Below are 22,221 nucleotides of genomic sequence, written 5' to 3' on the forward strand. Positions count from 1 at the left end.
CTCATTTTGCACCTCCGTTCTGTGCCGCGGCCTGCTTGATGGCGGCTTTGATACGGGTGTAGGTGCCGCAGCGGCAGATGTTGCCGCTCATGGCGTCGTCAATGTCCTTGTCGGTCGGGTTCGGCGTGGTCTTCAGCAGCGCCGTGGCGGACATGATCTGGCCGGCCTGGCAATAGCCGCATTGCGGCACGCCCAGCGCCATCCAGGCGTCTTGCACCGATTTGCCGACCTTGTCTTGTGCAACTGCTTCGATGGTGGTGATCTGTTTGCCGGCGGCGGCCGAAATCGGCGTGATGCAGGAGCGGATCGGCTGGCCGTCCAGGTGCACCGTACAGGCGCCGCACAAGGCCATGCCGCAGCCGAATTTGGTGCCGGTCATGCCGAGCTGATCGCGCAAGGTCCAGAGGATGGGAGTGTCTTCGGGCAAATCGACGTTGTGCTGTTTGCCGTTGATGGTGAGCGTGGGCATTGTTCCTATACCTTTCCGACTTGGGGGAGACCTAGTGAAGGAATATTTCGCTGCCATAGGCAATGTAGCAGCAAATCCTGCGAGTTGTTGGAGTATCGCAATGATTAGTGCGCGTTGAAATGAAAAGCTTTGGAATTCTAGATTCCTGATTGAGGAATAATGGAGGGATTGCTTCAGGTAGCCGACTTTGAGCCGATCGGAAAATCGTCTGAAGCGGAAAGCGCCTCCACCAGCGCATCGAATACCAGCCGTACGCGGGCAGGAACCGGGCCGCGCTGGGGGCGGTAGACGTAGAGGTCCCACGGCGTCGGTTCCAGCTCCGGCAGCACCGTCACCAGTTCGCCGTTGCGGATATAAGGCATGGCCATGAAGGCCGCCAGTTGGCCGAAGGCCACGCCGTCGAGCACGGAGCGGCGCTCGGTATCGGGATCGTCGGTAATGAAGGCCGGCAGGCGCGGGCCGACCTGCTGGCCGTCGGCGAAATACCAGGGCCAGAGACGGCCGGTGTTGCGGTCGACGATGGCGCTCATGGGGCGCTCCACCAGTTGTTCCAGCGTGGTCGGCACGCCGCAGCGCGCAATCAGCGCCGGGCTGGCGCAGACGAAAAACGCCACCTTGGCGACGGCGCGCGCCACATAGCGGCTGTCGCGCAGAAAGCCGACGCGGATGCCGATGTCGATCTTGTCGTCGACCGCATCGGTGATGACTTCCGACAGGCGCAGGTCCAGCGTGATGTTGGGATGGTCGAGCGCAATCTTGTTGAGCAGCGGCAGCAGGTAGGTGCGCGTGAGGGTGCTGGGTGCCGTGATGCGGACGATGCCGCGCAATTCATTGTCGTTGCGGTGATTGTTGTCGAGAAACAAATCGTCGAGCGCATTGATCGACATGCGGGCGCGATGCATGAGGCGTTCGCCGAACGCGGTGATGCGTACCTGGCGGGTATTGCGATGAAACAGCAACTCCCCGAAAGCCGTTTCCAGTTCCTTGACGGCGCGCGTGACCACTTGCGGCGAGATGCCCATGCGCACGGCGGCCTCGCGAAAGCTGGCGCTTTCTGCTGCCATGCAAAAGATTCTTAGCTGCTCGATGCGGTTCAGTTCGTTCTTCCTTGTTGCGGGGGTTTTTGGAGCGTTTTTATCGGCGCGACAGACGTCGGAGCATTATTCCACAAACAGGAACTTAAGATGCGAGAGGCGGCAACCCCTGCAATCCTGCATGGATGGTGTATGGTGGAGAGAAGAAGCCGAAGACTGTCGGCGCGTATCGCAGTATCGCAAAGAAGACGAAAATGCGACCCGAAGTCGCAGCTTGGTGGTCGCAGAAATCGGGTTGAACTAATGATTTTTGCCCTAGTCCCACTTGAAGATCATGCTGAAAAGCACGTATTTCCGATCATGATTGACGTGATGATGTGATTGACAAACCGGCAAGGGAGAAATGATGAAAGTGGACGTGTACAAAAGGTCTGAAGACAGCAATCTTTGTTCTTATCTCGTCGTTCCGACCGAGAAGCTTTTGCCTCAGGAAGTCGCCAGCACAGACTGGCTGGTGCATGAATTGAATGTGGATTTTGAGCGCGATGGCGGCAAGCATTACACCCTCAATCCCGATGACGCTTTTCACCAGATCGGCGAAAAGGGCTACGCGATCAGTCATCTGGGCGATCGCACCACCGATACCGATGCACATTGATGTGAGTTTGTAGAATAGAAAACGGAAGAGCGGGACGCCGTGGATCGCAGCTTCCGACAGCCATGAATGACCGCACGCAGACGAGGAGACATCATGCCGATAGAACAGGTAGGGGACTACGAAATCGAGTATTCGGGGGTGAAGCTGGTTTCGGACCGCAATAACTGGGCGGCGACGGTGGCCATCTTCGGTCCGTCAACCAACCCCATGCATCGCAACGCCATTTTCCCGTCCCAGCGCGTCTTGCTGGACACCATCTTTGAAGATGAAAAATCGGCAGAGCGGGAAGCCAGAAAGGCAGCGGTGGAAATGCTGCCGCATCACTGAGCGTCGCGGAGCGTGTTCAGGCTGGCCCGCAGGCCGGCGGAATTTTGTCGTCGCTGCTGCACACCTGGTTGCGTCCGCGCGCCTTGGCGGTATAGAGCGCCTTGTCGGCGGCGCTGACCAGATCCATCAGGTTGCAGTTCTTGGTCGGTACGATTGCCTGCACGCCGACGCTGATGGTGACGATGCCGGTCGGATTCTTACCGTGCGGAATGTTGAGACTACGCACGTCGGCGCAGATTTTCTCGGCGACGCTGACTGCCCCTTCCAGATCGGTGTTGGGCAGCAAGATGGCGAACTCCTCACCGCCATAACGCGCCGACAGGTCGCCCGGGCGGTTCATCTTGATGACTTTGCCGATCTTTTGCAGGCAGACGTCGCCGGCCGGATGGCCGTAGGTGTCGTTGTATTTCTTGAAATGGTCGACGTCGATCATCAACAGCGCCAGCGACTGGCTTTCACGCTTGGCTCGGTTGAATTCGTTGGCCAGCGTAACGTCGAACTGACGCCGGTTGGCGACCCCGGTGAGGCTGTCTTCCAGCGCCATCTTCTGCAACGTTTTGTTCATTTCCACAAGTTGTTCGCGCGCGGACAGCAGCTTTTGCTGGGCCTGGGCGCGCAGCTTGATCTGATTGACCAGGCGCTTGCCCAGCCAGGCCAGCATGGCCACCAGAATCAACACGCCTATCGATTGCAGCAGCGTTTCGGTGCGCCAGCCGGAGAGGACTTCATCGTAAGAAACGCCCGCGGTGACGAACAGCGGATATTTCTCCAGACGCTTGTAGCTGTATATGCGCAGTAAGCCGTCGCGCGGCGACTGGATCAGGGCGACGCCGCGCTTGTTGCGACGGGTGTGTTCGCTGACGAGATTCTCGTTGCTGATGTTCTTGCCGATGGAGTCGGCCTGCAGCGGAAGTTCCGCCAGCAAGATGCCGGCCTGCGACGCCAGCAGGATTTCGCCTTTTTTGCCGGTGTCGAAGCTGGCGTAAAACTTGAGGAAATAATCGACGGGCACCGTGGCCAGCGCGACGCCTGCGAAACTGCCGTCAGGCCGATTGATGCGTCGCGAGACGGGAATGATCCAGTCGCCGGTCGAGCGGCTCTTGACCGGCAGACCGATGTGCGCGTTGCGATCGGTATGGGTCATGTGGAAGATGAAATACTCGCGATCCGCGTTGTTCAGCATCCAGGGCGAGTCGTCGAGCGAATTCACCAGCCATTTTCCGGTCTGGTCGTAGATGAAGAGGCCTTGCAGTTGCGGCAGCTCCTTGACGTAGGACGCCAGCAGCGGATACAGGCGCGCCAGAGCTTCGCGATCGTTGCCTTCCACTTCCAGGCGCTGCACCATGCCGAACAGCACCGAATCGGCCGAAGTCAGCGTCGCTTCGGCATGCTCGGCCAGCGCGCGCGACAGGTTGGCGGTGGCGACCTGGGCATCGTCGATGTCCTTGCTGCGAACATTCCACGAAAAGAAGATATGCAGCGCAAGGATGGAAATGCAGACCAGCCCGACGAAGACGGTAGCAAAAATACGAATGTTGACGCGCTTGGCGCTGGAGGAGGCCGGCGCCTCTTCAAGGGTAGTCATCTATATCGATTCCATTTTCGTTCTGTGAACGGATATCGCTGAAACATAACTACGGGCTATAACAATGGGTGTTTTTGCCGCCGATGCAATGTGTTTGTTTTAATGCAGCGGATTGGTTACACGATAGCAGCATTGACAGGAGATGTGCGCAAAGAGAAGACGAATTAATCCCTCTTATTTCTCTTGCTTCTTTCACTGGCCCATACAATCGCGGCGGCCGCTTCACCGCGTGTTTTGCCGATGATGCAGCGGCGCACCGCGCGACTCAGCCGCGCGCGCCCGGCACGCTTTGCCAACGCACGCTGCGGATGCTTTTTTCCAACCCGAGGCGGCTGACCAGACGCACCAAAGCGGCGCGTTCGGCGGTGGAGCAGGCCAGCGAGATGGTGTAGTCGACCAGTTGCAGGTGTGCGCGTGGCGTGATTTCCAATTCGTAACCCTGGTCGAAGCCATCCTGCAGCTGCAGCAAGATCAGTTCTTCAATCCGCTGGGCCTCGTTGCAGCGGCACGATGCGATCACTTCATAAGGAAGGCGTTGTGGCGCGGCGGGCGACGACGTATTGTTCAGAAAATAGTTGCCGTTGAAAAAGGTGTCGAGTTTGGTTTCCAGTTTGGTAATGCGCATGGTGTTGCTCCTTCCCCTGGACCGTCCCTGTCGCCTGGCGGCGCGGGACGACCCTTTATATGATTTCTATAACGTCCTGATCCTATACTTCGACGACATTGAGTACCGCCCAACGCGCGGCGCTGACGCCTTTTTCAAGGCTGACCCGACTGACGATCTGCTCCAGTTGCAGATGATTGCTGGGTGAGGTGATCAGGTCGGCGCGTACCTCCAGATGATTGCCGGAAGGAAGGTCTTCGCTGTGCAGCGATTGCACGATCAGGTGCGGCATGCCGTTGAGCATATGCAGCATCAGCGTGCGGACCTGCACTTCATCGTCGGGACGGCAGACGATGGAGAGGCGGTAGACCTGTTCGATTTCCGTTGCGCGCTGCAGATCCTGTTTGTTGATCAGATGGGCGACGCTGCGCAACAGTACGTTGGCGCCCAGGATGGCGCCTGCGCCGATGCCGGCTTCCAGCGGATGGCCGAGACCGGACAGCACGCCGATGGCGGCGGAGCACCACAAGGTGGCGGCGGTATTGAGGCCGCGCACGTTGATGCCTTCGCGCATGATCACGCCGGCGCCGAGAAAGCCGATGCCGGAGACGACGTAAGAGGCGATGCGCGTGGCACCCTGCGGGTCGGTCTCGAAGGCCGAGACCATGACAAACAGCGCCGCGCCGGTCGACACCAGCGCATTGGTGCGCAAGCCGGCCATGCGCTGGCGCATTTGCCGTTCGGCGCCGATGATGGAGCCGAGAACCAGCGCCAGCAAAATGCGTAACGCGAAAACGTGTGCATCCATGGGTAAAAATCCTTCCCTGTCCGGATGCGCGCGACGCCCAGGCCCATAAGCCCATAGGCGTGTGCACATCGTTCTTGCCGGCGCGAACAATAGCGCGCCTGCGCAAGCATTGAAAATGAAAAGACGGGAAGAAAAGGGAAGGGTGAGAATTCACCGCGACACTGCAACCGGAACAACTTCGGCTGCAGCAGGGATGGCGCTGCGAGGGAAAGCTGGTCCGGGTTATCGACCCGTCTGCATTAAGTAACTAGAACAACTGTCCACTTCGTGTTTTCACCAAAAATTGAGATGGGCGCAATATAAAGGATGAGAAATCATGCGTCAAGCACAAGCGCCGGCAATGTTGCTTTCGGTGTACCTGAGGATGGCCGCGCGTCGCAACGCAATTCAACATAAAATTGTATGGGTACAGATTACGCCTTTCTCTTCCATTTCAATCCGACAATGAAACCTCAACTCCTGGTCCTTATTCATCTTTCCGAACAAAGCAAGGCCACCATCGGCGGTGCTTTCGAGATCCTTTATGCACCCGACAAGCAGACGCGCGACGCGGCCATTCCCGGTATCGCCAAAGACGTCAAAGTGGTGCTGACCAATGGTTCGACCGGGCTGACCGCGGCCGAGATGGACACTTTGAACCAACTGGAACTGGTCTGCGCCCTCGGCGCAGGTTTCGAGAATATCGACAGCGCACATGCCGAAAAGCGCGGCATCAGGATCGCCACCGGCGCCGGCACCAACGACGATTGCGTCGCCGATCACGCCATGGGGCTGGTACTGGCCGTGATGCGCAATATTCCGCAGCTCGACATCGCCTGCCGCGCAGGCATCTGGCGCGAAACATTGGTCTTGCCGCCGCAACTGGCGGGCAAACGCCTGGGCGTGGCGGGGTTGGGCGCGATCGGCAAGAAGATCGCGCGTCGTGCGGCCGCCTTCGACATGGAAATCGGCTATTTCAACCGCTCGCGCCGCGACGACGTCGATTACCGTTATTTCGAAAGCGTGCCCCAGTTGGCGAGTTGGTGCGACGTGCTGGTGACGGCGACACCCGGTGGTGCGGCCACGCGACATCTGGTCGGCGCGCGCGAATTGCAGGCGCTGGGCCCCAAGGGCTTTCTGGTCAATATCTCGCGCGGCAGCGTGGTCGATACTGCAGCGCTGGCCGAAGCCTTGCGCCGGGGCGAACTGGGCGGCGCCGGTCTGGACGTCTATGAAAGCGAACCCAAGCCGCCGTTGGAACTGCTGGAATTCAAGAACGTGGTGCTGACGCCGCATATGGCAGGCTGGTCGCCGGAAGCGATTACCGCGTCGGTTGACAAGTTCTTGCGCAATGCCGAGGCGCATTTCTCAAAAACGGCCTGAGCAGAGGCGCTGACGGATGGTGTTTTGACTTGCCTGGCGGGATTATTCCAGTTAGTCTTTCCGCTTTGTTGCGCTGCGTCGCAAAATCGAATGAAGCAAGGGGCTGGGCAGCTTCAAGTTCGCCGGCGGCGTGACGTAAATAACGCGTAAATAACGCATACACGACCTGAACTCATCCAAAAAGAGAAAGCCGCGCACCATGGACATGCCATCTCACCAACTCACCATGACCGTCCTGATGACGCCCGACATGGCCAATTTTTCCGGCAACGTGCACGGCGGCACCATTCTCAAATTCCTCGACCAGGTTGCCTACGCGTGCGCCAGCCGTTACGCCGGTCAATACGTGGTGACGTTGAGCGTGGACCAGGTGATGTTTCGCCAGCCCATCCATGTCGGCGAACTGGTGAGTTTCCTTGCCAGCGTCAACCATACCGGCACGTCGTCGATGGAAGTGGGCATCAAGGTGGTGGCCGAGAACATTCGCACCCAGGAAGTGCGCCACGTGAACAGCTGCTTCTTCACCATGGTGGCCGTCGACGGCGAGCGCAAGCCGGTGGCGGTGCCGTCGCTGCGTCCGTTCACGGCGGAAGAAAAGCGCCGCTTCGAAGCAGCCAAGCTGCGCAAGAAATTGCGTGCTGAACTGTCGCAACGTTTTGAAGAAGCCAAACTAACCTGATTTATTTGCCCGTGGGGGAGTGAAATGCTTGCCAGTTTCGCGACCCTGCTGGTGTTCCAATGTCTCGGCGAAGGCATCGCCTACGCCCTGAAACTCCCGATCCCCGGTCCCGTCGTCGGCATGCTGCTGCTGTTTTTCAGCCTGGCGGCGTATCCGCCTTTGCTGGAAAAAGTCGAAGCGACGGCTTCCGAACTGCTGCGGCATTTGTCGCTGCTGTTCGTGCCGGCCGGCGTGGGCATCGTCGCCGCAGCCGGGCAGGTGCGAGGGCACTGGATGACGGTCATTCTGGCGGTCGCAATCAGCACTTTGCTGACGCTGGCCGTCACTGCCGCCGTCACGCGCGCGGTCATGAACTGGCAGAAACGGCGTGACAATCTCAATGAGAACATGAGCGATAACGGGGATGGACATGCATGAGCTGCCGCCGCTGGGGCTGATCTGGGTGTATCTGTCGGCCTCGCCGTTGCTGGGCCTGACGCTGACCTTGTGCGCTTACGTCGTCGCATACTGGATTTACGGCCGTTGCAAGTTTTCGCCGCTGGCCAATCCGGTGGCGATAGCGATTGCCCTGGTCAGCCTGGTGCTGCTGGCGAGCGGCATGCCGTACAGCGAATACTTTGCCGGCGCGCAGTTCGTCCACTTCCTGCTGGGACCGGCGACGGTGGCGCTGGCGATTCCGCTGGCGCGCCAGCTGCCGCGTTTGCGCCAGTCCTTCCTGCCGTTGTTGTGCGGTTTGCTGGCCGGTTCGGCCACGGCGATCGTCTCGGCGGTGACCCTGACCGTGTTGCTGGGCGGTTCCTATCAATTGGCGGTGTCGATCGGGCCCAAATCCGCGACGACGCCGATCGCGATGGGCGTGGCGGAGAAGCTCGGCGGCCTGCCTGCATTGACTGCGGTGCTGGTGATCGGCACCGGCATCTTCGGGGCGATTGCCGCGCGCTTCCTGTTCAATCTCCTGCGCATCGATTCGGCGGAAGTGCGTGGTTTTGCGCTGGGTGTGACCTCGCACGGCATCGGCACGGCGCGCGCCTTTCAGGTCAGTCCCGAGATGGGCGCCTTCGCCGGTCTCGGCATGGGGCTCAACGGCGTGCTGACGGCATTTCTGGCGCCGTGGCTGATTCCGGTCTTTGCCGGATGGCTGGCGCGCTAGTTCAGCAATTTCGGCAGCGAGGACGCAAGCAGGGCGATGCCCGAGAGCGTCAGCAGGCTCAGCACGATCTTGCGGAAGGTCGCCTCGCTGATGCCCAGATAGAGCCGCGTACCCAATAGCGTCGGGATCAGCATGGCCGGCGCCACGATGCCGAACATCGGCAACATCTTGCGCGTGACGATGCCGCTGAAAATATACGTGGCCAGGGTCACGGCTTGCATGCTCAGATTGAAGTTCTGGATTATCGAGCGCTGCTCGTCCTTGTCCAGGCGGCGCAGGTTGCACCAGAGCGTGGGAATCACGCCGCTGAAGCCGCCGATGCCGCCCATGATGCCTCCCATGACGCCAATCACGCCATCGGCCGCCCGTCCGCCGAATTTCAGGGGCGGGAGCCTGGGTAACAGCAGCATGACCGGGCACCAGACCGCCAGAAAGGCGCCGAGAAGAAGCTTGAACATGTTGGCGTCAAGCAAGGGCAAAATGAGCACGCCGATCGGGATGCCCAACAGGCCGCCGATCACAAAAGGCAGCAAGCGCTCCAGCCTGAATCCGCGCCGCACCGAAAACACCGCCAGCAGTTGTCCCAGCAATGAACCGAACACGACCAGCGCAGCTGCGATCATCGGATCGATCGTCCATACCCAGAACGACATCGCCACCAATCCGAACGCAAATCCCGACAAGCCCTGCACAAAGCCGGCAACCATCGCGCCGACGACGATGATCAGAACGTTTGAATCCATGTGTTGTTCCTGTCTCTTATTTTCATTGTGCGCGCCTCTGAGCCGCGCCTTTGAACCGCCTTAGCGCCAAGCCTTTGCCAGCGCTTTGATCGCCGCCGCGATCGCGGCTTCATCGGCGCCGCCAAATCCCATGACCAGGCCGCCGCCGTTTTCGCGTTTGCCTTGTTTGTTTTCATTGACGGCATGCGGCAGCCAAAAGCGTGTCAGACCGTCGATTTCGACACCGATTTCCGCCGCCTTCAGGATCATCTCGTCCTGCTGCCCGACCGTCGGCAAGCGCACCGTGCAATGCAGTCCGGCATCGATCTGGGGCAACACGATGCCGCCCGGGCGGATGCGATCCCACACCTCGCTCATGGTGTCGCGGCGCGCGCGGCTGGCGCGGCGCATGCGGCGGACATGGCGCTGGAAATGTCCCTGCGCAATGAACTCCGCCATCACGGCCTGTTCCGGCACCGACGAGTGGCGGTCGTACTGCATGCGCAGATTGACCAGCGTGTTGGCCAGCGCGGGCGGCGCGACGATGTAGCCCAGACGCAGGCCGGGGAAGGCGATCTTGGAAAACGTACCCATGTACAGCACGCGGCCGCTGCGGTCCAGCGACGCCAGCAAGGCCAGCGGCGTGCCGCTGTAGCGATACTCGCCGTCGTAGTCGTCTTCAAGGATGTAGGCCTGATTGGCTTCGGCCCAGGCCAGCAATTCCAGCCGGCGCGCCAGCGACAGCGTGACGCCGCTGGGATACTGATGCGAAGGCGTGACATAGGTCAGGCGGATGTCGCGATGCGCATGCAGTTCTTGCGCGATCAGGCCTTCGGCGTCGACGCCGATGCCGACCACCTTGCCGCCGGTCAGCGTCAATGCCGACGCCGCGCGCGGATAGCCGGGGTTTTCCATGGCGGCCAGATCGCCCGGATTGAGCAGCAATTGAGCGCACATGAACAGCGCCTGCTGCGTGCCGGCGGTGATGATGATCTGATCGGGATCGCACACCAGGCCACGCGCATTGCGCAGGTAGCCTGCCAGCATTTCGCGCAATTGCGGATCGCCGGCCGGGTCGCTGTAGCCGATGTGGTTCTCCGGCGCGCGTCGCCAGAAATCCGCTTGCAGCCGCGCCCACACGTCGCCCGGAAACAAATCCAGCGCCGGCACGCCGAGACGGAATGCGCGCGGCTTGCCGGGTTGCGGCATGAGCTTGGCGTGCGTGGCGACGCGCTGGCCCAGCGCCGACAGGCGCGGCTTGACGACAGCCTTGGCCGGTGGCGGCGTTTTGGCAATGTCGCTTGCCGGCGCCGAGACGTAGGTGCCGTCGCCGACGCGCGCGCTGATGTAGCCCTCGGCATACAACTGGTCGTAGGCGCGGACCACGGTCGTGCGCGACACCTTGAGCGCCTGCGCCAGCTCGCGCGTGGTCGGCAGTTTGACCTGGCGATCGATCTGGCCGCCAAGGATGCGATCGCGCAGGCTCTGGTACAACTGCACCGCCAGTCCTTTGCCGGGCGCGAGATGCATTCCCGTCAGGTCGAACGGAAAAGGAGAGGGCGAGGTGCTCAGGCTGTTTTGCATTGGTTTGATGAAAATACTGAATATTGGCTCTTTTGAAGGACCAAATTTATCATTAATCTATGTCTCATGGCACGGATTCGTGCAGATTCATTCAACAATTTCATTGCCAATGCTTCCTATGACAACAGCTACCGCTCATCACGCTTATAACGAATTCGGCCAGCCGGTCGGCCTGTCGCTGGCCGATTGGACGCCGCGCCAATTGCCGCCGCCGGTCGCCATGTACGGCCGCTATTGCCGTGTCGAACCCATCAGGGTCGAGCTGCATGCGGAGCAATTGTTCGACGCCAACGGCGACGATGCCGAGGGCCGCAACTTCACCTATTTGTTCGCTAATCCGCCGGCCGGCTTTGCCGAATATCGCGAATGGGTCGAGAAGATGAGCGTCAGCAAGGACCCGATGATGCACGCCATCGTCGATCTGGACAGCGACCGCGCCGTCGGCGTGGCGTCGTTCATGCGCATGGATCAGAACTTCGGCGCCATCGAAGTGGGCAACATCAACTTCTCGCCGCGCCTGCAGCGCACGCGGGCCGCCACCGAGGCGATGTTCCTCATGATGCGGCGCGCGTTCGACGAGCTGGGTTATCGCCGTTATGAATGGAAGTGCGATAGCCTCAACGCGCCTTCGCGCGCCGCGGCGCTGCGTTACGGTTTCACCTTCGAAGGCATCTTCCGCAAGGCGGTGGTGTACAAGAACCGCAGCCGCGACACGGCATGGTTCTCGATCACCGACAGCGAGTGGCCGCAGATCAAGAGCGCGTTCGAACACTGGCTCGATCCGGACAACTTCGACGCGCAAGGCCATCAGCACGACAGCCTCGGCACGCTGATGGCGCGTTATCGGGCCGGAAACAGTGCCGAGAAAACCATTGCCTGACGGCGTTCTTTTGCCATTGCCGGCATAACAAAACAAAGCGAAAACATGCGCGAATCAAGCTTGTCCTCCCGCCAGGCAGTCCTGTTGCTCGGCGTGGTGGTCATCATCTGGGGCACCACCTGGCCGGTCAACAAGGCCATCCTGCATTACATGTCGCCGATCTGGTCGACGGCGATACGTTCGTGCATCGGCACGGTGGTGTTGCTGGTCCTGTGCCTGGCGCGCGGCCGCCTGATCCTGCCACGGCGCGGCGATCTGCCGGTGGTGTTGAGCGTCGGCCTGCTGCACATGACGGCGTATTCCATCCTCGGCAACGTCGGCATGCAGCACGTCGCCGCCGGCCGTTCCGTGGTGCTGGCCTACACTACGCCGATGTGGGTGGCGCCTTGTGCGCGTCTGTTTCTCGGCGAGGCGTTTACCCTGCGGCGCGCCATCGGCACCGTGTTCGGTTTGCTGGGGCTGGTGCTGATCTTCAACCCGCTGGCGTTTGATTGGGGCAACCACGCCTCGGTGCTCGGCAACGGCCTGATCTTGCTGGGCGCAATGTTCTGGGCCGCGAGCATCCTGTATGTACGCGGCCATCGCTGGATCGGCCAGCCCTTCGATCTGCTGGTGTGGCAGGCGTTGACGGCAAGCTGCGTGCTGGTGCCGTGCGCCTGGCTGTTCGAAGGGCCGCCGCAGTTCGAGTTGAATGCGCAGGTGGTCGGCTTGCAGTTGTACAGCGCCAGCTTCGGCATTGCGATTGCCTACTGGGCGATCAACAAGGTGAACCAGGCCTTGCCGGCGATGAGCACTTCGCTCGGCCTGCTGGGCGTGCCGGTGTTCGGCATCGTGTGTTCGTCGCTGGCCCTGGGCGAACCGCTGGAGTTCAGCCTGGTCGCTTCCATGGCGCTGATCATCATCGGCATCGCCATCGGGGCATTGCCGGAACGCCGCGCGGCGGCAACGACGAGCTAGGCGGCGTCCATGTCTTCTGCTTGTTCCGTCACGATACGGGCGGACGGGCACTCGCCGAGTATGCGACGGCGATGCGTGCCGGTCGTCAGCCATTGCAAGGTCTCCAGCCAGAGGCTGCTGCGAAAGCGGTCGTGGAAGAAGGCGAAATGGCCGATCTGTTTCAGGTGCAGATCCTCCGGCGTCAGGCTGACCAGCGTACGCTTGCTGTTGACGTAGTAGTCGAGCAGGCGCGTCACGGCCGCCGGCGTGCCGAAGGGATCGTCGCTGATGGTGTAGGCCAGCGTGGGGCAGCCGAGCAGGGGGAAATGATCGGTGCGGGCAGGCTCGGGATGCTCCAGCCGGGCGCGGCGAAAGGCCCATTCACGGGCGACGCCTGCCGGCAGATCCTCCAGCCATCCCAACGCGCGGCCGGGAAAATAACCGAGCAGCCCGGCCAGCAAGGGCATCGCCACATGCCATTTCAGCAACATGCGCCGCCGCGCAGCCTGCGCATAGTCGCGCCAGTAGGCATATTGCGCGCCGACCAGCAGCAGGCGGTCGATGCGCCAGCACGAGGGGGCGTAACCCGGCATGACGCCGCCGATGCTGTGGCCGACGACGTGGATTTCACTATCGGGGAAGTTGTTGGCGGCCCATTGCAGGACGCCTTCGAAGTCCTTGCCGCCCCAGTCGGACTTGCCTGCCTTGAATCCACGCAAGGAAGCCGGACGCGAGGCGCCGATGCCGCGATAGTCCCAGGTCAGCGCGAGGTAGCCGTGGTCCGCCAGAAAACGCGCATAACGGGCGTAATAGGCTGCCTTGACGCCGGTGGCGCAGTTGATGATGGCCAGCCGCTCCGGGTGCGGCGAGTCGTCGGCGTAGAACAGCGTCGCGCCGAGTTGATAGCCGTCGGTGGCTGCGATCTGAATGGTGGATTCGATGTGCATGAGATGTCGAGAGGCGGTCGAGAAGCCGTCGCGATGCAAGAAATTTGTCTTGCTCTCATTGTAGGAAGCGAAATTGTTTCGCATAAGCTATGCTGACTTCATCAGTTTGTTGAAATTGATTCACCAATACGGAATGCCTCATGAACCTCGACGCCAACTCCCTGATCATCTTTTGCCACGTTGCCAAGGCCGGCAGCCTGAGCAAGGCGGCCAAGGCGCTGAGCCTGTCGCGTTCGGCGCTGAGCCATCGCATCAAGGCGATAGAAACGCGGCTGGGTTGCCAGTTGCTCATGCGCACCACGCGCCGCGTTGGCCTGACTGAGGCGGGATATCGTCTGGCGGCGCACGCCGACCGCATGGCCGATATCCTCAAGGACGCCAACATGCTGGCGCACGGCCTCAACGAAGACACCTCAGGACTGGTGCGCATCTCGGCGCCGCTGGCGCTGGGCGCAGTCTGGCTCAAGCCTTTGCTGATGTCCTACATGAAAGCCAATCCGCGTGTGCAGGTCGATTTGCGCTTCAGCGAGCAGGCGGTCGACATCACCAGCGATCCGGTCGACCTGGCGATCCGCGTGGCCTCTCAATTGCCGGAGAATGTCGTGGCGCGCAAGCTGTTCGGCATTTCGTGGCGGCTTTGCGCCAGCCCGGACCTGGCAGGGCGCTATGCTGTCGAGCTGGCGGCAGGCGACTTGCAGACGGTTCCGCTGGCCGGGTTCGCGCGCAGCAGGCAGTTCGTGCAACCGGTGATCCAGCAGAGCGGCAAGAAATTGCAATGCCCGGCGGAACCGGTATTGTTGTCGAACGATCTCGACGTGGTGCGCGAGTCGGCGCGCAGTTCGCTGTGCATGGCGGTGATGCCCGATTATTTCGTCGACGAAGACATTGCCGCGGGACGTCTGGTGGATCTTTATCCGGAGGCGCGCGTCGATGTCGGTTTCGGCGAACAGGTCTATGCCTTGCATTTGCCGGGCAAGTTGTTGCCGGCGCGGGTGCGCAGCCTGATTACCTTCCTGGCGCAGGAAAGTGCAAAGTAGCGATTACCGAAGCGACGGCACTGTTGAGTTTTTCTGGACGATGCATATCGATACATATGGTAATAATTTTTATGAAAAAGCACTTCCCAAGCACAAAAGAATTGACGTAGTATCGTCGACGGATCTCCTTGATCCAACGTCGCTCGGACGGTTCCGGGCGCTCACGTGAAAGTACAACATGACTCAATCCCGCAGTCCGCGCAGCTTTGCGCGCATCGATCGCCTTCCCCCCTACGTTTTCAACATCACCGCCGAGCTCAAGATGGCGGCGCGCCGTCGCGGCGAAGACATCATCGACATGTCGATGGGCAATCCCGACGGCGCCACGCCCAAACACATCGTCGAGAAGCTGGTCGAAGTGGCGCAGCGTCCCGACACGCACGGTTATTCGGCGTCCAAAGGCATCCCGCGCCTGCGCCGGGCCATCACGCATTGGTACAAGAGCCGCTACGACGTCGACTTCAATCCCGATAGCGAAGCCATCGTCACCATCGGTTCCAAGGAGGGGCTCGCGCATCTGATGCTGGCGACGCTGGACAAGGGCGACACCGTGCTGGTGCCGAATCCGAGTTACCCGATTCATATCTATGGCGCAGTGATCGCCGGCGCCGATATCCGCTCGGTGCGCATGAGCCCGGATGTCGACTTCTTTTCCGAGCTGGAGCGCGCGATCCGCGAGAGCTATCCCAAGCCGAAGATGATGGTGCTGGGCTTCCCGTCCAATCCGACGGCGCAATGCGTGGAGCTGGAATTTTTCGAGCGCGTGGTCAAGCTGGCGCGCGAACACAATATCCTCGTGGTGCATGACCTGGCTTATGCCGACATCACCTTCGACGGCTGGAAAGCGCCGTCGATCATGCAGGTGGAAGGCGCGCGCGACGTCGCGGTGGAATTCTTCACGCTATCGAAGAGCTACAACATGGCCGGCTGGCGCATCGGCTTCATGGTCGGCAACAAGGAGCTGGTGGCGGCGCTGGCGCGCATCAAGAGCTATCACGACTATGGCAGTTTCACGCCGGTGCAGGTGGCTGCGATCGCCGCGCTGGAGGGCGATCAAAGCTGCGTGGAAGAAATCCGCGCCAACTACGAAAGTCGCCGCAACGTGCTGGTGAAAGGCTTGCACGAAGCCGGCTGGATGGTGGACGTGCCGAAGGCGTCGATGTATATCTGGGCGCGTATTCCGGAGGCGTATCGCCATCTCGGCTCGCTGGAATTCTCGCGTCAGCTGCTCGAAAAAGCCAAGGTCTGCGTGTCGCCCGGCATCGGCTTCGGCGAGTATGGCGACGACTATGTGCGTTTCGCATTGATCGAAAACGAATCGCGCATCCGCCAGGCCGTCCGCGGCATCAAGGCTATGTTGCGCGGTGAAAAAGCGGACAAGATGGACGCGGGCGACAAGCCCGCGCCGACCGTGACGGTCAAGCCAAAAAGACCGGGCCCAGCGCACCAAGGGTAATCACCAGCAGGCCGAGGATCAGGTTGATGCCGACGATGCGACGAATCTGCGCGAGCGCCGCACCGCCGGCGCTCCAGTCTTCCGCCGCGACGGCGCGCCTGAGGCGCTTGAACGGCGCGAAGAACACGTGCGTAAAGATCAGCATCATCAGGATGCCGAGGCCGGCCATGGCGGAGACATACAGCGGCGGCTTGCCCATCTGCGCCATCATGTGCAGGCCGCTCGCCAGGATCAGCAGGATGGACAGCCAGACCCAGGCGAAGAATTTCGCGAACACGCCGGCCCACAGCGTCAGGCGCTGCGGCGGTTGCAACACGGCGCCGGCGACGGGACGCAGGCACTGGTAGGCGAAAAACATGCCGCCGACCCAGACCGTGAAACCGAGGATGTGCAAGTACTTGGCAAAGAGCATCATGGCAGGGAAAATAAAAGAGTAAGGAAAAGGCGGCGGAGGCGCCGATGAACCCGGATTGTCGCATGTCCGGAGCGGATCGATGCGTTACCATCTTCGAGACTCACGCTGCCGGTCGCAGCAGATAAAAGTAAAAACGCTAAGGATTGCATTTCATGGTCACGCTAAGCGCATTGCATGTCTATCCCATCAAATCCTGCGGCGGCATCGATTTGTCCGAAGCCGGCATCGGCGAGCTCGGGCTCGCCATGGACAGGCACTGGATGCTGATCGATCGCGACGGACGGTTCTTGTCGCAACGCGAGCATCCGCTGATGGCCACTGTCAAGACCGCTTTGGCGGACGACGCCTTGATTGTACGAGCGCCAGGCATGCCGGAATTGCGCTTGCCGCTGGAACTTGCCGGCTCCGCCGCCAACTTGTCCGCAACCATCTGGACCGACGCCGTGCAGGCGCTGGATTGCGGCGAGCGGGCGCATGAATGGTTCTCTTCCTATTTCGGCGCCGATGCGCGGCTGGTCCGCTTCAATCCGGCGGAGCAGCGTATCTGCAACCGCAAATGGACCGGCGATGCGGTTGCCACGACGCAGTTTTCCGATGGCTTTCCGTTGCTGGTGGTCAGCGAATCGTCGCTGGAGGATCTGAATCAGCGCATGAGGAAGAAAGGCGCGCCGGCCATTCCTATGAATCGTTTTCGCCCCAATGTGGTGTTGTCAGGCCTCGATGCGTACGAAGAAGATTATGTCGACACGCTGACGCTGGGCGAGCCGGGCGGTGAAATCGTTTTGCGCATGGTAAAGCCGTGCGCGCGTTGCCCGATGCCGGGAATTGATCAGGAAACCGGTCGGAGCAGCGCGCAATGGCCGAACGAGCCGCTCGACACGCTGGCGACCTATCGCGCCAACGAGCGCGTGGACGGCGGGCTGACGTTCGGGCAAAACGCCATCGTGATCCAGGGGCAGGGCAATCTGCTGCGTGTCGGGCAGCAGGCGCATATCGAACTTGATTTCTGACGGGCATCTTGTTCCTCTTGTGCTTCCTGCGTTTCGCGTTTCGGCAGTCGCCGCATCAGCGACTGTCATCGTCCTGAAACATTCCCATCGTTCTCATTTTCACTTCTTTGAGGTACATTCTTTGTCGCTGTTCCGGACAGTGCGGACATGGGGATTTGCGACCTTGTGTCCGGAGGTCCGGCTCGAATGACCATCATTGACTATGTTAAGAATCTGGGGAATGCAAGAATGAAACTGCTGGATTCTTTGAAACTGTTCGGCCTGGGCGCGGCGATGCTGTTATCGGTGCACGCCACGGCGGCGGACAGAACGGTATTGATCGGCTATGCCGCACCGTTGAGCGGCGCATCCGGTTCCATCGGCGCCAGCCTCGTGCATGCGGCGGAGATTGCCGTCGACGACGCCAACCGGCAAGCCATCCATATCGACGGCGACAAGCTGGTGTTCAAATTGCTGACGCAGGACGATCGCTCCGATCCGCGCACCGGACTGTTGGTCGCCGAGTACTTCGTCAAGAGCGGCGTGGCCGGCGTCATCGGTCATTGGAATTCCGGCGTCGGCATCCCGGCGTCGCAGATTTACAAGAAGGCGGACATCGTGCAGATCGCCCAGGCGACCACCGCGCATGCGTATACGGAACAATCCTTTCCGACGACGTTTCGCATCGTCCCGCACGACGATGAAGGCGCCGGCTACACGGCCGAATATGTGGTCCGCCAGATGAAGTCGCGGCGCATTGCGATCATCGACGACCAGACTCCCTTCGGTACGGGATACGCCAGACACTTTGCGCAAATGGTCGAATCGCTCAAAGGCAATATCGTCAGCCAGTTCGGCGTCAGCAGCCGCACTTCGAATTTCAATGCGGTTCTGCGCAGCGTCAAAAAACAGGATCCCGATGTCGTCTTTTTCGGCGGACTCGATGCGCAGGCGGGACAGTTGGCGAAGGAGTTGAGACGCTTCGACATCAATGCGCCGCTGGTCGGCGTCGGCGGCACGGTCGGCGCGCAATATCTGCAGGTCGCCGGCGAAGCGGGCAACGGCACCGTCGCGCTGGAGCCGGGTCAGCCTTCCTACAAAGGCGCGCAGTGGCTGCAGTTCGAGAAAGCCTACAAGAGCCGGTTTGGCGAGGACATGGGCCTGTATGCGCCGTTCTCCTATGATGCGGTGCAGGTGCTGGTGGCGGCGATCAAGCAAGCCAATTCCCTGGATCGCCAGAAAATCATTGCCGCCATGCATCAGGTCCGGCATAACGGACTGACCGGTCCGATTTCTTTCGATGCGGACGGCAACCTGGCCAATCCGGTATTCACGATTTTCGAGGTAAAGAATCAAAAGTGGGTGCCGCTGAAGGTCATCGGCGGTAAAAAATGAAGCCCGGAAAAATGGCGGCCCGCCAGATACGGTGACATAATCGGTTTTCCACTTTTCGCCTCCCAGAGTCCATGCCCATCATTCGCGTCATCACTGCCGTCAACTACAACAAGCAAGGCAACGTGCAATACGTGCGCTGGGGATTGGCGAACACGGACACCAATCGCTGGATGGCCGCGCCGAGCGAGAGCCACGTGATCCACGTGCTGGAAGCGCTCAAGTACGGCGAAGAAGTCTGGACCGTCTTTGCCGATGGCGACAAGATCGTGCCGGGGCCGCGCGTACAAGCCGTCAAACTGAGGCCGGGCCTGAAAACCATCGCGCTGCAGCATCCGGAAGGCGAAGAGCCGGCGCATACGCTGGAACGCATGGCGGTATTCTGAGCACCTGACAAAACCAACACCAAGCTTGTCGACGGCGATTGTTCTGCAGCGTGAGGGATCGCGTCGCGGGATGCCGCCGGACGTCAATCAAGCGAGTTCTGCAAGCGCTGTTGAGATTGTGTGATGCGAGGGGGCGGAGACGCCAGCGTAGAGATCGCCTCTGAAAACGCCGGTGGCATCTTCAGAGGGACAAGAGGAAGTATTACTTCTTTGGACGGCCGACTTTCAGCGGCGTCAATCCTGCCAGCAGCGTCTTCAGCTTGCCGGTTTCCAGATTCTTGATCAGCGACACGCCGATGCGCAGCAGATCGCTCTTCTTGATTTCAAAGCCGGCTTTCAGGCAAGCCTTCTTGACCTGGCCCAGCACTTCGTATTCGGTTTCCGGCATGGTGAAGCTGTCGCGGACTTGCTTGATCTTCTTGAGCTTCACTTCGGTTTTCTTCACTGTCTTGATTGCCGTTTTCGCGACTGGTGCGAGCGGCTTCTTCAGCGCAGGTGCGATTGTTTTGACAACGGCTTTCACTGCAGGCTTCTTGGCGATCTTTGCCTTGGCTGGTGCGGCTACCTTCTTCACGGCAGGTTTTGCAGCTGGCTTGACGGCAGCCTTTGCGACGACGGTCGGCTTGATTGCTGGCTTGGCCGGCAGGGCTGGCGCCTTCGCTGGTGTTGCGCGCACAGCTGTTTTTGCTTGAGGTTTTTGTGTTGCCATGGTTGCTCCTGAATAAATAATATAAACAATATATATATATTTTCACTACTGCGCAATAATAAAACGTACTACTGTTCTGATTTCAAAGAGATTTCTGTTTTTTCTTTCAAATGAAAACGAATGTAATCGTTGTCATCCTCATATGAACATGTGCGTCATGTCCCCTTCATTGCTGCGTTTGCCCATGTCTGAATTTGCTGAGCCACCCAGGCCGGTTCATCCAGCGTCAGGTCGTGCCCGGCGCTCTCGTGCACGCGCAGCGGCGCCTGCCAGCGGCGCGCCAGCGTCGCGGAACAGCGCGGATTGACCAGCCGGTCGCCGCCGCCGGCCAGAATCAGCAAGGATGTTTTCGGGGCTTGCAGCGGTGCGCGATACTGCATCGCCGCAAGCAGCTGGCGCAGAGCATTCGCCTGCGTCACGGGATGTTCGTTGAGATAGCGCAGCCATTCGCTGAGCAGGCCGGCCGGCGAATGGCGATTGCTGGTGAGGCGCAGTATCGTGCGCTCGCGCGCGGCCGCATCGGGACGACCCAGCGCCAGTCTCAGCAGCGCGGGATAGTTGCGCGGCCGCAGGCGCTGGTAGAACGGATTGAACGGACGCAGGCTGGTGTTGATCAGCACGGCCCGGTCGATCTCCTCCGGATGGCGCGTGCTCCAGTCGCAGGCAACTATCGCGCCCAGCGACAAAGCCAGCAGATTGTACGGCGGTGCGATGCCGCGTTCGGCCAGTTGGCGACGGCAGGCTTCGGTCATCTCTTCCACGCGCGACGGACTGCGCTTGCGATGCAGGCTGCCGTTGCCGGGCAGGTCCAGCATGACGATGCCGGCATCGGGAAAGCAGCCCGACAGGAGGTGCGGGAATCCACCCCAGTGACGAGTTTCGCGCATCAGGCCGCGCAACAATATCCAGGACGTCATGCGCTCGTCACCCCGACCGGCGTGCTGCCGTCTTCACTGGGCAGCCAGTGCTTGTGCGCACAGGCCGCGCGCGTCAGAAAATCGAACCAGACCAGGTGGCTGCGCTGTACGCGCTGCAGGCGATGCGGTGCGTTCGGGTTGAACATGCCGGTGCGCGAAAACAATTGGCGCGGATTTTTCTTGACCCAGCGCCACGATCCCATTTCCAGCGTCAGCGGCAGGAAGACGTTGTCGGTTTCCGCCGCCGTCTGGATGTAGAGGTAATCCCACAGGTCGCCGTGCGTCAGGTACTGCAGGCTTTGCGGTTCGAACAGATAGTTGTGGTCGGCGTAGGTCTGGCTGAACAAATCCTTGAGCGCTTCGATCTGCGGCATGTGGCGTATCGGCTGCGAGCTGTGCGCGAAGGGAAACCAGATGCGGTCCTGCAGGCCGAATCCCGAGTGGCAATCCAGCGCGACGCTGAAGGCACGGCTGCTCAGTTCCTCGCGCACGACGTCGCACAGCGCCTGCGCCTCGGCCTCCATCGGCGCGTCGGCGGCGCCGCGATACCAGGGCAGGCGGGCGCTGAAGCGCTGACCGCCAAGCATGAAGGGGACTTTTTCGAGGGAATCGACCGGCGCGTTGCGCATCAGGTCGACGCCGCTGGCGTTGCAGCGGGTGTTGTTCCACATGCCGGCCGGATTGACCAGCGGCATGAAGATCAGGCGCACCGATTCAAGCTGGTGGTGCAGCACCTTGTCCCATTTGAGCCGCCCGAGCAGGCTGCGCAGGAAGGCCAGCAGGATGCGCGTGCCGATGCGTTCCAGTCCGTGCACGCCGCCGAAGAAGCCGACCGCCGGCGCAGAAGGGTCCTTGCTGCCGATGCTGAGCACGTACACCGGGAAATGCTGCCCCTTGAATTCGACGTCGCAGGCGGAACGCGCCTCGAGCCATGGCGCGCCTGCCTGAATGATGCGTTCCAGTTCGGTCAGTTCGGGTAGCTTCAGATCCATGCGGCTGCCGGCTCCATGCGCTCAACGAGATGCGGCTTATTCTTGCACAGAATTGTCGCAGCAAAATGACAGTATTGTTTTAGAACTCATTTCATAAATAGGCGTGAGATGCGTTCTTCCCAGAAAGGGTGCTGGCAAGGCGTGCGACGCGTCGTGTGCCGGGGCACACGCAAGGAGCACAAC

Annotated in this window: 25 protein-coding genes; 13 read left to right on the forward strand and 12 right to left on the reverse strand. The window is 60.6% G+C overall.

Features of this window, described 5'->3' with window-relative positions; genetic code table 11:
* Position 1: 1 nt before the first annotated feature.
* Positions 2-469, reverse strand: a complete 468-nt coding sequence (locus tag PMI16_RS24705; RefSeq protein WP_007884689.1) for a (2Fe-2S)-binding protein — start codon at positions 467-469, stop codon at positions 2-4.
* Between the two features lie 173 nt (positions 470-642).
* Complete coding sequence (locus PMI16_RS24710) at positions 643-1,566, reverse strand: LysR family transcriptional regulator (RefSeq protein WP_034382245.1); 924 nt, start codon at positions 1,564-1,566, stop codon at positions 643-645.
* A gap of 340 nt (positions 1,567-1,906) precedes the next feature.
* On the opposite strand from PMI16_RS24710, the gene PMI16_RS24715 reads away from it, so the two are divergent.
* A complete protein-coding gene (locus tag PMI16_RS24715; RefSeq protein ID WP_237719945.1) occupies positions 1,907-2,161 on the forward strand; it encodes a DUF6139 family protein in 255 nt (84 codons plus the stop codon).
* A 93-nt stretch (positions 2,162-2,254) separates the two neighbouring features.
* Positions 2,255-2,488 (forward strand): hypothetical protein, encoded by a 234-nt coding sequence (locus PMI16_RS24720; protein ID WP_007884695.1) that lies wholly within the window; start codon positions 2,255-2,257, stop codon positions 2,486-2,488.
* A 16-nt stretch (positions 2,489-2,504) separates the two neighbouring features.
* Here the strand turns inward: PMI16_RS24720 and PMI16_RS24725 are convergent, their stop codons facing one another.
* From PMI16_RS24725 to PMI16_RS24735, 3 genes are all read right to left on the reverse strand, one after another.
* A complete protein-coding gene (locus tag PMI16_RS24725) occupies positions 2,505-4,073 on the reverse strand; it encodes a sensor domain-containing diguanylate cyclase (RefSeq protein WP_007884696.1) in 1,569 nt (522 codons plus the stop codon).
* Between the two features lie 265 nt (positions 4,074-4,338).
* A complete protein-coding gene (locus PMI16_RS24730; RefSeq protein WP_007884698.1) occupies positions 4,339-4,698 on the reverse strand; it encodes a hypothetical protein in 360 nt (119 codons plus the stop codon).
* Positions 4,699-4,780: 82 nt separating this feature from the next.
* A complete protein-coding gene (locus tag PMI16_RS24735; protein WP_007884700.1) occupies positions 4,781-5,485 on the reverse strand; it encodes an MgtC/SapB family protein in 705 nt (234 codons plus the stop codon).
* Between the two features lie 444 nt (positions 5,486-5,929).
* On the opposite strand from PMI16_RS24735, the gene PMI16_RS24740 reads away from it, so the two are divergent.
* The 4 genes from PMI16_RS24740 to PMI16_RS24755 all read left to right on the forward strand — a co-directional run bounded on the left by PMI16_RS24740 (position 5,930) and on the right by PMI16_RS24755 (position 8,676).
* Entirely contained in the window at positions 5,930-6,847 is a 918-nt protein-coding gene (locus PMI16_RS24740; protein WP_007884705.1) for a 2-hydroxyacid dehydrogenase, read from the forward strand.
* A 199-nt stretch (positions 6,848-7,046) separates the two neighbouring features.
* Positions 7,047-7,526: an acyl-CoA thioesterase gene (locus tag PMI16_RS24745; protein WP_007884706.1), complete on the forward strand. Its 480-nt coding sequence runs from the start codon at positions 7,047-7,049 to the stop codon at positions 7,524-7,526.
* A gap of 24 nt (positions 7,527-7,550) precedes the next feature.
* Positions 7,551-7,943, forward strand: coding sequence for a CidA/LrgA family protein (locus PMI16_RS24750; RefSeq protein ID WP_007884707.1), 393 nt, complete (start codon positions 7,551-7,553; stop codon positions 7,941-7,943).
* On the forward strand, positions 7,936-8,676 hold the full coding sequence (locus PMI16_RS24755; protein ID WP_007884708.1) for an LrgB family protein: 741 nt from the start codon (positions 7,936-7,938) through the stop codon (positions 8,674-8,676). The genes PMI16_RS24750 and PMI16_RS24755 overlap by 8 nt, the downstream gene beginning before the upstream one ends.
* Here the strand turns inward: PMI16_RS24755 and PMI16_RS24760 are convergent.
* Together PMI16_RS24760 and pdxR are read right to left on the reverse strand one after the other, a co-directional pair.
* Complete coding sequence (locus tag PMI16_RS24760; RefSeq protein WP_007884710.1) at positions 8,673-9,419, reverse strand: sulfite exporter TauE/SafE family protein; 747 nt, start codon at positions 9,417-9,419, stop codon at positions 8,673-8,675. The genes PMI16_RS24755 and PMI16_RS24760 overlap by 4 nt on opposite strands.
* Positions 9,420-9,479: 60 nt before the next feature.
* The gene (pdxR, locus tag PMI16_RS26740) at positions 9,480-10,982 is read right to left on the reverse strand and encodes a MocR-like pyridoxine biosynthesis transcription factor PdxR (RefSeq protein ID WP_007884717.1); all 1,503 of its coding nucleotides are present in this window, start codon (positions 10,980-10,982) and stop codon (positions 9,480-9,482) included.
* A 118-nt stretch (positions 10,983-11,100) separates the two neighbouring features.
* Here pdxR and PMI16_RS24770 point away from each other — a divergent pair, with 118 nt between their 5' ends.
* Both PMI16_RS24770 and PMI16_RS24775 read left to right on the forward strand, forming a co-directional pair.
* Positions 11,101-11,862 carry a GNAT family N-acetyltransferase gene (locus PMI16_RS24770; RefSeq protein ID WP_007884721.1) on the forward strand — a complete coding sequence of 254 codons (762 nt, stop codon included), beginning with the start codon at positions 11,101-11,103 and terminating at the stop codon, positions 11,860-11,862.
* A gap of 45 nt (positions 11,863-11,907) precedes the next feature.
* Entirely contained in the window at positions 11,908-12,819 is a 912-nt protein-coding gene (locus tag PMI16_RS24775) for a DMT family transporter (RefSeq protein ID WP_007884723.1), read from the forward strand.
* Here the strand turns inward: PMI16_RS24775 and PMI16_RS24780 are convergent.
* The gene (locus tag PMI16_RS24780) at positions 12,816-13,745 is read right to left on the reverse strand and encodes an alpha/beta hydrolase family protein (protein WP_157212807.1); all 930 of its coding nucleotides are present in this window, start codon (positions 13,743-13,745) and stop codon (positions 12,816-12,818) included. The two genes, PMI16_RS24775 and PMI16_RS24780, sit on opposite strands and share 4 nt — an antisense overlap.
* A gap of 140 nt (positions 13,746-13,885) precedes the next feature.
* On the opposite strand from PMI16_RS24780, the gene PMI16_RS25110 reads away from it, so the two are divergent.
* Both PMI16_RS25110 and alaC read left to right on the forward strand, forming a co-directional pair.
* Entirely contained in the window at positions 13,886-14,782 is an 897-nt protein-coding gene (locus tag PMI16_RS25110) for a LysR family transcriptional regulator (protein WP_007884727.1), read from the forward strand.
* 178 nt (positions 14,783-14,960) lie between these two features.
* Positions 14,961-16,238, forward strand: a complete 1,278-nt coding sequence (gene alaC / locus PMI16_RS24790; RefSeq protein WP_007884729.1) for an alanine transaminase — start codon at positions 14,961-14,963, stop codon at positions 16,236-16,238.
* Here the strand turns inward: alaC and PMI16_RS24795 are convergent.
* A complete protein-coding gene (locus PMI16_RS24795) occupies positions 16,201-16,650 on the reverse strand; it encodes a CopD family protein (RefSeq protein ID WP_034382262.1) in 450 nt (149 codons plus the stop codon). The genes alaC and PMI16_RS24795 overlap by 38 nt on opposite strands.
* A 155-nt stretch (positions 16,651-16,805) precedes the next feature.
* On the opposite strand from PMI16_RS24795, the gene PMI16_RS24800 reads away from it, so the two are divergent.
* From PMI16_RS24800 to PMI16_RS24810, 3 genes are all read left to right on the forward strand, one after another.
* A complete protein-coding gene (locus tag PMI16_RS24800) occupies positions 16,806-17,663 on the forward strand; it encodes an MOSC domain-containing protein (protein ID WP_007884732.1) in 858 nt (285 codons plus the stop codon).
* Between the two features lie 228 nt (positions 17,664-17,891).
* Positions 17,892-19,037, forward strand: coding sequence for a branched-chain amino acid ABC transporter substrate-binding protein (locus PMI16_RS24805; protein WP_034382246.1), 1,146 nt, complete (start codon positions 17,892-17,894; stop codon positions 19,035-19,037).
* Positions 19,038-19,108: 71 nt separating this feature from the next.
* Complete coding sequence (locus PMI16_RS24810; RefSeq protein WP_007884737.1) at positions 19,109-19,420, forward strand: hypothetical protein; 312 nt, start codon at positions 19,109-19,111, stop codon at positions 19,418-19,420.
* Positions 19,421-19,622: 202 nt separating this feature from the next.
* Here the strand turns inward: PMI16_RS24810 and PMI16_RS24815 are convergent, their stop codons facing one another.
* The 3 genes from PMI16_RS24815 to PMI16_RS24825 form a co-directional block, all read right to left on the reverse strand.
* Complete coding sequence (locus PMI16_RS24815; protein ID WP_007884739.1) at positions 19,623-20,129, reverse strand: hypothetical protein; 507 nt, start codon at positions 20,127-20,129, stop codon at positions 19,623-19,625.
* 155 nt (positions 20,130-20,284) lie between these two features.
* Positions 20,285-21,046, reverse strand: coding sequence for an alpha/beta fold hydrolase (locus tag PMI16_RS24820; protein ID WP_007884742.1), 762 nt, complete (start codon positions 21,044-21,046; stop codon positions 20,285-20,287).
* Positions 21,043-22,038, reverse strand: coding sequence for a M14 family zinc carboxypeptidase (locus PMI16_RS24825; RefSeq protein WP_007884743.1), 996 nt, complete (start codon positions 22,036-22,038; stop codon positions 21,043-21,045). The genes PMI16_RS24820 and PMI16_RS24825 overlap by 4 nt, the downstream gene beginning before the upstream one ends.
* Positions 22,039-22,221 lie beyond the last annotated feature (183 nt).

The organism is Herbaspirillum sp. CF444 (assembly GCF_000282135.1).
GTDB lineage: Bacteria > Pseudomonadota > Gammaproteobacteria > Burkholderiales > Burkholderiaceae_D > Herbaspirillum.

Coding starts and splice junctions, on each gene's coding strand:
- PMI16_RS24705 (WP_007884689.1), bottom strand. CDS start 469: ATGCCCACGCTCACCATCAACGGCAAACAGCACAACGTCGATTTGCCC.
- PMI16_RS24715 (WP_237719945.1), top strand. CDS start 1,907: ATGATGAAAGTGGACGTGTACAAAAGGTCTGAAGACAGCAATCTTTGT.
- PMI16_RS24720 (WP_007884695.1), top strand. CDS start 2,255: ATGCCGATAGAACAGGTAGGGGACTACGAAATCGAGTATTCGGGGGTG.
- PMI16_RS24725 (WP_007884696.1), bottom strand. CDS start 4,073: ATGACTACCCTTGAAGAGGCGCCGGCCTCCTCCAGCGCCAAGCGCGTC.
- PMI16_RS24730 (WP_007884698.1), bottom strand. CDS start 4,698: ATGCGCATTACCAAACTGGAAACCAAACTCGACACCTTTTTCAACGGC.
- PMI16_RS24735 (WP_007884700.1), bottom strand. CDS start 5,485: ATGGATGCACACGTTTTCGCGTTACGCATTTTGCTGGCGCTGGTTCTC.
- PMI16_RS24740 (WP_007884705.1), top strand. CDS start 5,930: ATGAAACCTCAACTCCTGGTCCTTATTCATCTTTCCGAACAAAGCAAG.
- PMI16_RS24745 (WP_007884706.1), top strand. CDS start 7,047: ATGGACATGCCATCTCACCAACTCACCATGACCGTCCTGATGACGCCC.
- PMI16_RS24750 (WP_007884707.1), top strand. CDS start 7,551: ATGCTTGCCAGTTTCGCGACCCTGCTGGTGTTCCAATGTCTCGGCGAA.
- PMI16_RS24755 (WP_007884708.1), top strand. CDS start 7,936: ATGCATGAGCTGCCGCCGCTGGGGCTGATCTGGGTGTATCTGTCGGCC.
- PMI16_RS24760 (WP_007884710.1), bottom strand. CDS start 9,419: ATGGATTCAAACGTTCTGATCATCGTCGTCGGCGCGATGGTTGCCGGC.
- pdxR (WP_007884717.1), bottom strand. CDS start 10,982: ATGCAAAACAGCCTGAGCACCTCGCCCTCTCCTTTTCCGTTCGACCTG.
- PMI16_RS24770 (WP_007884721.1), top strand. CDS start 11,101: ATGACAACAGCTACCGCTCATCACGCTTATAACGAATTCGGCCAGCCG.
- PMI16_RS24775 (WP_007884723.1), top strand. CDS start 11,908: ATGCGCGAATCAAGCTTGTCCTCCCGCCAGGCAGTCCTGTTGCTCGGC.
- PMI16_RS24780 (WP_157212807.1), bottom strand. CDS start 13,745: ATGCACATCGAATCCACCATTCAGATCGCAGCCACCGACGGCTATCAA.
- PMI16_RS25110 (WP_007884727.1), top strand. CDS start 13,886: ATGAACCTCGACGCCAACTCCCTGATCATCTTTTGCCACGTTGCCAAG.
- alaC (WP_007884729.1), top strand. CDS start 14,961: ATGACTCAATCCCGCAGTCCGCGCAGCTTTGCGCGCATCGATCGCCTT.
- PMI16_RS24795 (WP_034382262.1), bottom strand. CDS start 16,650: ATGCTCTTTGCCAAGTACTTGCACATCCTCGGTTTCACGGTCTGGGTC.
- PMI16_RS24800 (WP_007884732.1), top strand. CDS start 16,806: ATGGTCACGCTAAGCGCATTGCATGTCTATCCCATCAAATCCTGCGGC.
- PMI16_RS24805 (WP_034382246.1), top strand. CDS start 17,892: ATGAAACTGCTGGATTCTTTGAAACTGTTCGGCCTGGGCGCGGCGATG.
- PMI16_RS24810 (WP_007884737.1), top strand. CDS start 19,109: ATGCCCATCATTCGCGTCATCACTGCCGTCAACTACAACAAGCAAGGC.
- PMI16_RS24815 (WP_007884739.1), bottom strand. CDS start 20,129: ATGGCAACACAAAAACCTCAAGCAAAAACAGCTGTGCGCGCAACACCA.
- PMI16_RS24820 (WP_007884742.1), bottom strand. CDS start 21,046: ATGACGTCCTGGATATTGTTGCGCGGCCTGATGCGCGAAACTCGTCAC.
- PMI16_RS24825 (WP_007884743.1), bottom strand. CDS start 22,038: ATGGATCTGAAGCTACCCGAACTGACCGAACTGGAACGCATCATTCAG.